Source organism: Parabacteroides sp. AF27-14 (assembly GCF_003635425.1).
In the GTDB taxonomy this organism is placed as follows: domain Bacteria; phylum Bacteroidota; class Bacteroidia; order Bacteroidales; family Tannerellaceae; genus Parabacteroides; species Parabacteroides distasonis.
Map to the genome: position 1 here is coordinate 47,681 of NZ_QTLZ01000027.1, position 9,264 is coordinate 56,944.

At 43.6% G+C, this 9,264-nt stretch carries 12 protein-coding genes and 1 pseudogene; 3 read left to right on the plus strand and 10 right to left on the minus strand.

The features are described from left to right. Window positions 1-118 precede the first annotated feature (118 nt). The 5 genes and pseudogenes from DWY79_RS23420 to DWY79_RS19640 all read right to left on the minus strand — a co-directional run bounded on the left by DWY79_RS23420 (window position 119) and on the right by DWY79_RS19640 (window position 2,928). Window positions 119-562, minus strand: coding sequence for a GNAT family N-acetyltransferase (locus tag DWY79_RS23420; RefSeq protein ID WP_309582963.1), 444 nt, complete (start codon window positions 560-562; stop codon window positions 119-121). Beyond that, window positions 542-979, minus strand: a pseudogene (locus DWY79_RS23425) (GNAT family N-acetyltransferase); the annotation flags it as partial. The pseudogene DWY79_RS23425 and the gene DWY79_RS23420, both read right to left, overlap by 21 nt. 7 nt (window positions 980-986) lie before the next feature. Then, window positions 987-1,532, minus strand: a complete 546-nt coding sequence (locus DWY79_RS19630; protein ID WP_005864267.1) for a GNAT family N-acetyltransferase — start codon at window positions 1,530-1,532, stop codon at window positions 987-989. Further along, a complete protein-coding gene (locus DWY79_RS19635) occupies window positions 1,529-2,086 on the minus strand; it encodes a GNAT family N-acetyltransferase (protein WP_122144971.1) in 558 nt (185 codons plus the stop codon). Before DWY79_RS19635 ends, DWY79_RS19630 begins: the two co-directional genes overlap by 4 nt. Before the next feature lie 14 nt (window positions 2,087-2,100). After that, complete coding sequence (locus tag DWY79_RS19640; RefSeq protein WP_008773639.1) at window positions 2,101-2,928, minus strand: SDR family NAD(P)-dependent oxidoreductase; 828 nt, start codon at window positions 2,926-2,928, stop codon at window positions 2,101-2,103. Between the two features lie 149 nt (window positions 2,929-3,077). On the opposite strand from DWY79_RS19640, the gene DWY79_RS19645 reads away from it, so the two are divergent. Further along, window positions 3,078-4,364 (plus strand): TIGR01777 family oxidoreductase, encoded by a 1,287-nt coding sequence (locus tag DWY79_RS19645; protein ID WP_005864272.1) that lies wholly within the window; start codon window positions 3,078-3,080, stop codon window positions 4,362-4,364. Window positions 4,365-4,470: 106 nt separating this feature from the next. On the opposite strand, the gene DWY79_RS19650 is transcribed toward DWY79_RS19645, so the two are convergent. From DWY79_RS19650 to DWY79_RS19660, 3 genes are all read right to left on the minus strand, one after another. After that, on the minus strand, window positions 4,471-4,773 hold the full coding sequence (locus tag DWY79_RS19650) for a helix-turn-helix domain-containing protein (RefSeq protein WP_005864275.1): 303 nt from the start codon (window positions 4,771-4,773) through the stop codon (window positions 4,471-4,473). Window positions 4,774-4,847: 74 nt separating this feature from the next. Then, on the minus strand, window positions 4,848-5,411 hold the full coding sequence (locus tag DWY79_RS19655; RefSeq protein WP_005864280.1) for a flavin reductase family protein: 564 nt from the start codon (window positions 5,409-5,411) through the stop codon (window positions 4,848-4,850). Window positions 5,412-5,417: 6 nt separating this feature from the next. Then, window positions 5,418-5,960: a flavodoxin gene (locus DWY79_RS19660; protein WP_005854315.1), complete on the minus strand. Its 543-nt coding sequence runs from the start codon at window positions 5,958-5,960 to the stop codon at window positions 5,418-5,420. A 173-nt stretch (window positions 5,961-6,133) separates the two neighbouring features. Here DWY79_RS19660 and DWY79_RS19670 point away from each other — a divergent pair, with 173 nt between their 5' ends. Beyond that, window positions 6,134-7,207 carry an alcohol dehydrogenase gene (locus tag DWY79_RS19670; protein WP_122370150.1) on the plus strand — a complete coding sequence of 358 codons (1,074 nt, stop codon included), beginning with the start codon at window positions 6,134-6,136 and terminating at the stop codon, window positions 7,205-7,207. On the opposite strand, the gene DWY79_RS19675 is transcribed toward DWY79_RS19670, so the two are convergent. Further along, the gene (locus DWY79_RS19675; protein WP_008773635.1) at window positions 7,173-8,069 is read right to left on the minus strand and encodes a HEPN domain-containing protein; all 897 of its coding nucleotides are present in this window, start codon (window positions 8,067-8,069) and stop codon (window positions 7,173-7,175) included. The two genes, DWY79_RS19670 and DWY79_RS19675, sit on opposite strands and share 35 nt — an antisense overlap. Window positions 8,070-8,612: 543 nt before the next feature. On the opposite strand from DWY79_RS19675, the gene DWY79_RS19685 reads away from it, so the two are divergent. Next, on the plus strand, window positions 8,613-9,053 hold the full coding sequence (locus DWY79_RS19685) for a DUF6078 family protein (protein ID WP_008773634.1): 441 nt from the start codon (window positions 8,613-8,615) through the stop codon (window positions 9,051-9,053). Between the two features lie 19 nt (window positions 9,054-9,072). Here the strand turns inward: DWY79_RS19685 and DWY79_RS23145 are convergent. After that, on the minus strand, window positions 9,073-9,264 hold a 192-nt coding region (locus tag DWY79_RS23145; RefSeq protein WP_233564018.1), incomplete at its 5' end, for a hypothetical protein.

Here is a 9,264-nt window from a genome sequence, read left to right on the forward strand (position 1 = left end):
AGCCCATCGTCCTTTATCGGTGGGCTTTTTTTATGTGTAACTAGTCCTATTTTTTGATAAGAATGCCCTCGTTAGGCTACACATATAGTCTGATAGCCTACACGATTCCCTTAAATTTTTAAGGAAGTGTAACTTGAAGATGAAGTATCGGGAATGGCTTGTGGGAGGAATCCGTCTCGTCTCTTCCTATCACTTGGAATCCCAGATGCTGATAGAAATGAAGTGCGGTTGTGTTTTGCTCATTTACGTCGACTTTTCGGATGGGTGTCTCTTGCAAGGCGAATTGGATAAGTCGTTTACCTAATCCTTTGCCTTGCTCTTCCGGATGTACGAAAAGCATCTCGATAAGCTCATCGCTTAAGCCCATGAAGGCGGCGATCTTTCCTCGTTCATTTCGGATGATATAAAGTTCTACCAATGGGAAATATCCGGGAACAAGTTCTTTATAAAATAAGATATCCTCTTCTTTTAGGAAATGATGGGTACTACGTACGGACGCTTCCCAAAGCAGAAGAAGCTCATTGAAGTCCTCGAAGGAGGGACGGGTTATCGTTCGCTTCATCGGGGTGTACTTCATCCCATGTGTAGTTTGTTCTTCGCAGATTGGTTCGAACCCGAATTTCCGGTAGATTGGGATTGCATAGGAAGAGGAATTGACTGTCATTTCCGAGACTGGCTTATCTTGGATAGCGGCCTCGAATAATCGTTTGCCGATACCTTTTCCATGATACATAGGCGTGATGAAGAATAAGGAGATATGCTTTCCTTCATTTTTTGTCGCGATTAGACCTATTAATGACTCACCCTCGAATGCTCCGTAAATGGTTAGCTCATTTACCAGATCCTTATTGTAAATGAAACTCTTGAAGGTTTCCAATCCCTCTTCGTCGAAGTCATTCTTGCCACATTGGATGAACACGTCCAAAGACAAGGTTAATGCCTTATCGTATTCGTTTACCTGTAATTGTCTTATTTGCATAAATGGATTATAAGTCTTTGTTCCCAACTAATTTCTCATCCGCTACGATCTCAAAATGATGCGCATCGATGAATCGCCCGTTTTTGTAACAAGCTTTTCGGAAGATGCCAGTCTTCTTGAATCCCACTTTCTCTAATACCCGCATGGATGCCAGATTATATTCATACACCGTGGCGAATATACGAATAACCTCCGTATGCTCAAAATAATACTGGATCGCATCGGCTAACGCTTCAGAGGTAATCCCTTGGTTCCAATATCTCTCACTGATCCAATAACCGACTTCCGCATTGAAACGTTCCACATCCGTTCCTCTCACAAAACCTATATTGCCGATTGCCTCACCATGAACCACAATGCAGAAATCCGATATTTCAGTTTTTTCTCGTGCTTGGCTGATGAAGCAGCGGGCATTTTCTTTTGTATAAGGATGAGGCAATCCATCCCGACAGTTATCCCAGATCTTCTTGTTATTAAGGTGCAAGGTTAAGGATTCCGTATCTTGACCTTCCCAACTCCTGAGCGTATATAAATCTTTTGTTACTACTATCATAAACTATTGTTTTTGTTTGAAAAGGAATGATGGTCAAGATAATAGCACAAATGATCCTCTATTTGTCCAGTATGCATTAGCTCTGCTTGATGAAGCCGTCCTTCGTATACGAATCCATTCTTCTCTAATACACGTTGTGAGCGTTGATTGTGAGGATAACAATTCGCCGTGATCAAATGTAAATTCATTTGAGTGAACCCATAATTCAATACGGATTGCACTGCTTCTGTCATGAAGCCTTGTCCCCAACACTCTTCTTTTAGCCAATAACCCAGCATGCGAGCATGTGGGTTTTCTCTTTTGGGATCAGGAATGATGCCAATGGAGCCAATGACTTGTTGAGTCTCTTTTGATACGATAGCCCAAACCCCTTCTTTTCCGATAAATATGGTATTTAGTACATCAATAGTCTCTTCGATCGTTTCGAGAGGTTTCCATCCGGCGTTATTGCCTAGGTTTGGATTCTTACAGCTCTCAAAAACATCAGGAGCATCGCTTTCGCTAAAAGGACGGAGCACGAGACGGTTGGTTTCTATGTTCGATGTTTGTGTCATATACGGATGTTTATTTAGTCGAGATAGATCATTTTCTTGGTCATCCCACCGTCAATCGTAATATTCTCGCCATTAATGAAATCGTTTTCCTCTTGACAGAGAAATAAGCACATACGGGCGATATCCTCCGGCTTTCCCACCCTTCCGGACGGATGTTGAGCATGATCCTCCGGACGAAGCTGGTCGTAATTGTTATTCTGTATCCAACCGGGAGCGATAGAGTTTACCGTGATATGCCATTCCGAGAGCGATAAGGCCAACGCATGCGTCAAAGAATAGATACCTCCTTTAGAGGCGGCATATCCCTCGCTACCGGGTTCACTCATCAAGTAACGGGTAGAGCAGATGTTGATAATCCTGCCGTATGGATTGGGGGTATCGAGAGATTGCCGATGGAGCGCTAATCGCCGGGAGGTGATAAACGCCGGGCGTAAGTTTATGGATAGTATCTTGTCGAAATCCTCTACGCTTGTTTCCGTGATGGGAGAGAACTGACTGACACCTGCGTTGTTGATAATGATATCAATATCTCCCCACTCCTCGATGATCTTTCGCAGGCAATCTTCTAGTGCGGTTTTATCACTAACGTCCACGAGATGGAATTGTGTCCCGGTTTGTAGGGCAGTCTCTTTTCCTAAGGTCTCGTTCTTGTCGCAGAAGGCCACACGATGTCCGGCTCCTCTGAAAGCCCTTACAATCGCTTTCCCGATCCCCTCGGCTCCACCGGTGATGAAGACTCTTCTTGTTTTATGAAGTGTCTTCGTTGTATGCCCCGTTCTAGTGCCGGAAGTCTTCCGGGCTTGGTATTCTGCGTACTTATTTTCCAGATAATTGTCTGCCATGATTCAGTCACTATTAAATGAGGACAAATATAGTTGTTTTCTGTCGAACCGATTTCTTTTAGTCGATATTCTGTTTGGGATACTAAAATAGAACCGGAAATTGCCATCTAAATTGCTTGTGGATTTGTTTTAATAGAAAAGTATTGATTATGAGAATAGCGATCAGCGGGGCAAGCGGATATATCGGTCAGCATCTTTCATCTTTTTTGGAGGGAAAAGGATATGATGTTATCCCTTTAGGGCGGGATTTGTTTAAGGAAGATTGTTTTGATGAATTATGCCGATGCGTGGAATCCTGTGAAGTCGTCATTAATTTGGCGGGTGCTTCCATTAATAAACGTTGGACGGAGGCTTACAAACAAGAGTTGTATGATAGCCGTATTTGCGTGACCAGACAGTTGGTGCATGCCATAAACACGAGAAGCGTGAAACTTGAGTTGTTTATTTCGGCCTCCGCCGTAGGTTATTATCCGGCTTTCGGGGAATATGACGAGTATCATGATTGCCGGGGAATGGATTTTTTGGCCCGGTTGTGTGGGGCGTGGGAGGAGGAAGCGTCCGCATGCTCATCGGATGTGAGGCTTGTCATTACCCGTTTTGGTGTCGTATTGTCTGAGGATGGAGGGGCCTTGAAAGAGATGCTTCGTTTGCAACGCTTCTCACGGGTAAGTGTCGTGATCGGTAACGGGCAACAGCGTTTTCCATGGATCAGCCTGTTTGATCTATGCCGCTCTTTTGGGTATATCATACGGAATAGGCAGATGAGGGGTGTGGTAAATTTGGTTTCTCCAGACCTTATCACCCAAAAGCAGTTGGCTCATACGTTAGCGAGAGCGGATAAGATCCGTAGGATCATCCCTTTGCCTGAGTTCTTTTTTCGGCTGAAGTTTGGCGAGGGAGCGTCGTTCGTGACAAAAGGGCAAACCGTCCATCCCTCTAAATTACAGGAATCTGGGTTTACATACATTTATCCAACAATAGAGAAACTTATGAATATAACAGATCATCATACCGTACCGGAACTGGATATTAAACGGTATATGGGGCGATGGTATGAAATCGCCCGTTATGAGAATCATTTTGAGAGAGGCATGACGGATGTGACGGCCACGTATACGTTGCTTCCGGACGGAAAGATCCGTGTGGAGAACGAAGGATATAAAGGCGGCGTTCACAAGAAAGCCACCGGTCGTGCGAAACAACCGGACCCTAAAAATAATCCCGGAAAATTGAAAGTGGCTTTCTTCTTATGGTTCTATGCGGATTATTATATCTTAGAACTTGATGCGGATTATCAATATGCGGTGATAGGAAGCAGCACGGATAAATACCTCTGGATCTTGAGCCGTGAGAGGAACTTACCGGAGGCGGTTCGGGAAGATTTACTGGGGAAGATAACGGAACGTGGGTATGATATCTCTAAATTGATTTCATGAGCTGATGTATAAAGGGGTAAAGCCGTAGTGATTACGCCTTTGCCCCTTTTATTACTCATATTGGAAAACAATCTTAACAGAGGCGATCTGAGAGAGTTCCTTTTGCTCACATGATAGGCTTTACGATTTCAATTTTAAGGCCAAGCGCATCAATAATACGGAAAAATAAACCAACTCCCGGTTCTATGATTCCTTTTTCAATTCTTGATATATAGGTCTTATTAGTTCCTACTTTTTCGGCCAACTCGGATTGTGTCATTTTCTCTTGCTTCCGTGCGTCACTAATAATTTGCCCCACACAATAAGAATATGCTTCTTTGCGAAACTCCTCTCTTTCTGGTGAGCCAACCTTGCCGTATAATTTATCTAATACAGCGTCCATACTCCCGATCTTAGGATTTGCTTGCATAATATTCATTTTTTTTCCATAGTGCAAATATAAATTAAGTTTACATATATAATAACTTTAGATAGACTTTTCTTTTATGTTTTCAGTTGCTTCCCATCGGAAAAGGCATTTCCTACCTTTTCGCCCACTCTCAAATAGTCGTTGTTGAATGGATCAAAGATGATGGGAGCGGCTTTAGCTACATTCACCTTGCCGTTCTCATCAAGTACACGCTCGTCAACACTGACATTTACGATCTCGCCACGGAGTATGCAAGTATCTGGATCGTAATCTTTCAATTTACATTCGATAGCCACGGCCAATTCGTCGATCAACGGAGCATCTACGAAGTCTGATTTTGTAGCGTGAAATCCTGCTTTGGCAAACTTGTCGGTAACTTTATTGCCTGACACGATACCTACATAATCACAAGCTACGACATGATCGGCATCTGCCATGCTTACCGTGAAAGCTCTACGCTTCAGGATATTCTTAACTGTCTTGTGACCGGCGCTAAGACACATGCTGATCTCATTCATCTCACTGATACCGCCCCAAGCGGCGTTCATCGCGTCGGGAGTTCCATCTTCTCCATACGTGGCGATAATAAATACGGGTTGCGGATAGCTCAAAGGCTTCGCTCCAAAATTCTTTCTCATAATCATTTATTTTTTAGTCCAATTCTTGATATCTTCTTCTGTCGCTCCGTTCATCAACTTCCCTTTTTGCCAGTTCACATCCGGATAGGCTTTCCGCAATTCACTCTCTGCGTTCGAGATATTGCTGCTGCCTGATGTGGCGAATGGGATAACGGTTTTGCCCGAGAGATCGTATTTCTCCAAAAAGGTGTTGATGAGTCTTGGGGCTTGATTCCACCAGATGGGAAATCCTAGGTAAACGGTGTCATACTCCGCTAGGTTCTTCAAATCATCGATAATGGCCGGTCGTGATGTAGGATCGTCCATCTCTACGCTGCTGCGTGAGGATTTATCCCGCCAGTTCAGATCGGCGGAGGTATAGCTTTTCTCAGGTTGGATCTTGTGAAGATCACCGCTGACAATAGATGCGACTTGTTGGGCCGCTTTTTCAGTATTTCCCGTTGCCGAGAAGTAAGCCACTAAAACTTTTGTCCCTTCGGCAGCCTTTTGCGCATAAGAGGCGATACATACCATTGAGACCATGACCATGAATAATACGATTCGTTTCATACTTCTTGAATTTTTGTTGTTTTTATATTCATTACGAGAATGCTATGTATTTATGGCGATAAAGATAGGAGAGAAAAATGAAACAGTTTGTACCCAAATTACTGATATATCTGATATTTTTGGCGATACGATCCTTATCTTTGTAAGGCGATTAACTAAAAGAAGAAAATATCATGCTTGCGTACACTTATATTGAACAAGGGAAATTTGAATTGCGGGAGAAACCGATACCGGAAATACAGGATTCATGGGACGCTATCGTACGTGTGACTTTGGGTAGTATCTGTTCTAGCGATCTTCATATCAAACATGGTAGCGTACCACGTGCGGTACCCGGAATAACCGTTGGGCATGAGATGGTTGGTGTGGTGGAAAAGGTGGGTGCCGATGTTACTGCAGTCAAGCCGGGTGACAGGGTGACCGTGAATGTCGAGACCTTTTGCGGAGAGTGTTTCTTCTGCCGGCGTGGATATGTCAATAATTGTACCGATCCCAATGGCGGTTGGGCGTTGGGCTGTCGTATCGATGGGGGGCAGGCGGAGTATGTCCGGGTTCCTTATGCGGATCGAGGCTTGAATCGTATCCCAGATACGGTTAGCGATGAGCAGGCTTTGCTGGTCGGTGATGTGTTAGCGACAGGTTTTTGGGCTGCTCGCATCTCGGAGGTCTCAGAGGAGGATACGGTTCTCATTATTGGCGCTGGTCCTACGGGGACCTGTACTTTGTTGTGCGTGTTGTTGAAGAAGCCACGACGTATTATTGTTTGCGAGAAGTCTCCGGAAAGGGCCCGGTTCGTTCGCCAGCGTTATCCGGAAGTCTTGGTGACAGGTCCCGAAAACTGTAAGGAATTTGTTCTTCGTAACAGCGATCATGGCGGTGCGGATGTCGTATTGGAGGTCGCGGGGAGTGAGGATACCTTCCGCTTGGCATGGGATTGTGCCCGTCCGAACGCCATTGTCACCATCGTAGCCCTCTATGATAAACCTCAGCTTCTTCCTTTGCCAGACATGTATGGCAAGAACTTGACGTTCAAGACTGGTGGGGTGGATGGCTGCGATTGCGCCGAGATTCTTAACCTAATAGAAGAAGGTAAGATAGACACGACGCCTCTTATTACCCATAAGTTTCCATTGAACGAGATTGAGGAGGCTTACCGTATCTTCGAAAACAGGTTGGATGGGGTTATAAAGGTGGCGATTGAGGGGAATCTCATCAAACCTGTCTTTGTTTTGCCGCATACACCTTGATTCTCTCCTCGCAACATTGTCGCGTGATATCCCGGAGCCGTTCTACTTTGGGTATAAGCGCCTCGATATCTTCTTTAGTGACGCGGAAGTGTAAATTATAACGAGCTTGAACGTATGCGTCCTGCAGCAAGTCGAAAAGTCGTTTCTCCTCTTCCGTATCCCGGGGAAAGGCTTCGGATGACTCTAGGGAATGCGTTTTGGCTCTGCCGGATAACGTTATTAGGCTATGCTCTTTGGGGCTATACAATGTAAAAGTCAAGATTATGCTGTTGTAATAATTCTCACAAGCTTGATGAAGGTGGAACGATGCTATTTTGTAATCCTGATCCTTGTATGAATATCGGGCACTACGTAAGAAACTATTCGCACGTTCAAACCTGTCGTTGTAATACTCCTCCGCCAACTCTTTTATTTCGCGATAGTTCAGTTTACGACGGCGGGCCAACTTATAACGGCCGCTGTTGTAAAGCATGATACCTTCTCGCTTGATATCGGTATAGAAATATCGGTTTTTATCGATGGCTTTATTCAAGTCGTCGATGCTTTCGTCTATAAACTGTACGGTGGTGGATACGTATCTGTTCTTCCCTTTGTAGTAATTATCGGTGGCCTTACTCAAGATGTGATTGATAATATATCTTTGGAAACGGGTACTGGTAACTACCAAAATATCATAATCGCTCATAAAACAGGTGCGGATACCGTATTCGATGCGTTGGTCGTAGTCAACGTATGTATTCCGGGCATAACTTCCGTAGAGAATGATCATCTCACAATCGGGAAGTACTTCCAGTACGCACTCTACAATTCTTCTGAGGTCATCCCGTTTCTGTTCGGGAAGGTAATTGATGGATGTTTTCATTCTTCGTTTATCTATGCAAATTGTTTGTAATCACTTTTTACTTTCAATGAACATTGTTCTGTCCCGATAGCCTTTACGATAGCTAAAAGCGGTGCGCTGAACTGTTCGGTTAGCTTGTTCGGTACTTGTTCGGTCGACTTGTTCGGTTGGCTGTTGTGGGGTATTGATGATGAATGTTACCCTCACTACCACGGATGTATGATTCGAAATCTATGTCCATATGTATCCAATCATGATTATAAATAGGCAATAAAGATATAAAATATCCTGCTATGTGATAGTGAAAAGATGAAGAAGTTGTATTGGCTCGGTCTTTTACGTATTATGAGTTTCCTGTAACATTGAATTTATAAAAATATCTACAATATCTACCACTCTATTGTGTACTCTCTGTAAATAAGAATATTACCTATAGGTTGTAGATCTCCAAACATCTACAATTATTATTCAATATCTACCACTTATTATTGATTTTCATGTGTTTTTCTTTGCGGGTAAAGAGAAAAAGTGTTATATTTGAAGAATACTGAAAATCTAAAAGATATGATAGAAAAACTCGATTACGCTATGGTGCCGACAGGCTTTGTACATTGTTTTAATGAAAATTGTAAGAACGCCAACCGCTGCTTGCGGCATCAAATTGTCCGTTTTATCCCCGATACGCTTTGGGCGGTGAGCATCGTGAATCCCGCACGTACCAGTCCTACCGGAAAGTGTGCGGCTTTCATGGCGGATACTCCCGTGCAATACGCTGTCGGCATGGATCACCTATTAGACCAGATACCTTATCTGGAGGCGAAACGCATCAAGCAACGTCTGTTGATGACATACGGTAAGAATAAGTTTTATCAGTTTAAGCGCAAGGAAAGAACCTTCTCGCCCGAAGACCAACAGTATATCCGTCAGGTCTTTCGGGCGTACGGAGTAGAGGATGAACCAGTCTTTGATGCTTGGCAGAGTGGCTACCGATGGACGAAGGGATAAGAGCTGATAAGAGTTTCCCTTAGGAGAACAAAGAGTTTCTCTTAGGGAAAACAAAAGTTTCTCCTAGAGGAAACAAAAGTTTCTTTAGGAAGAAACAAAAGTTTTCCCCTAATAAAACTTTAGTTTTTCTATAGGAAAAACTGTAAGCATAAGTTATTCTGTCTTTTCCTGATTTATCTAGACACTTTTTTTGTTTATAAACGTAATCAGT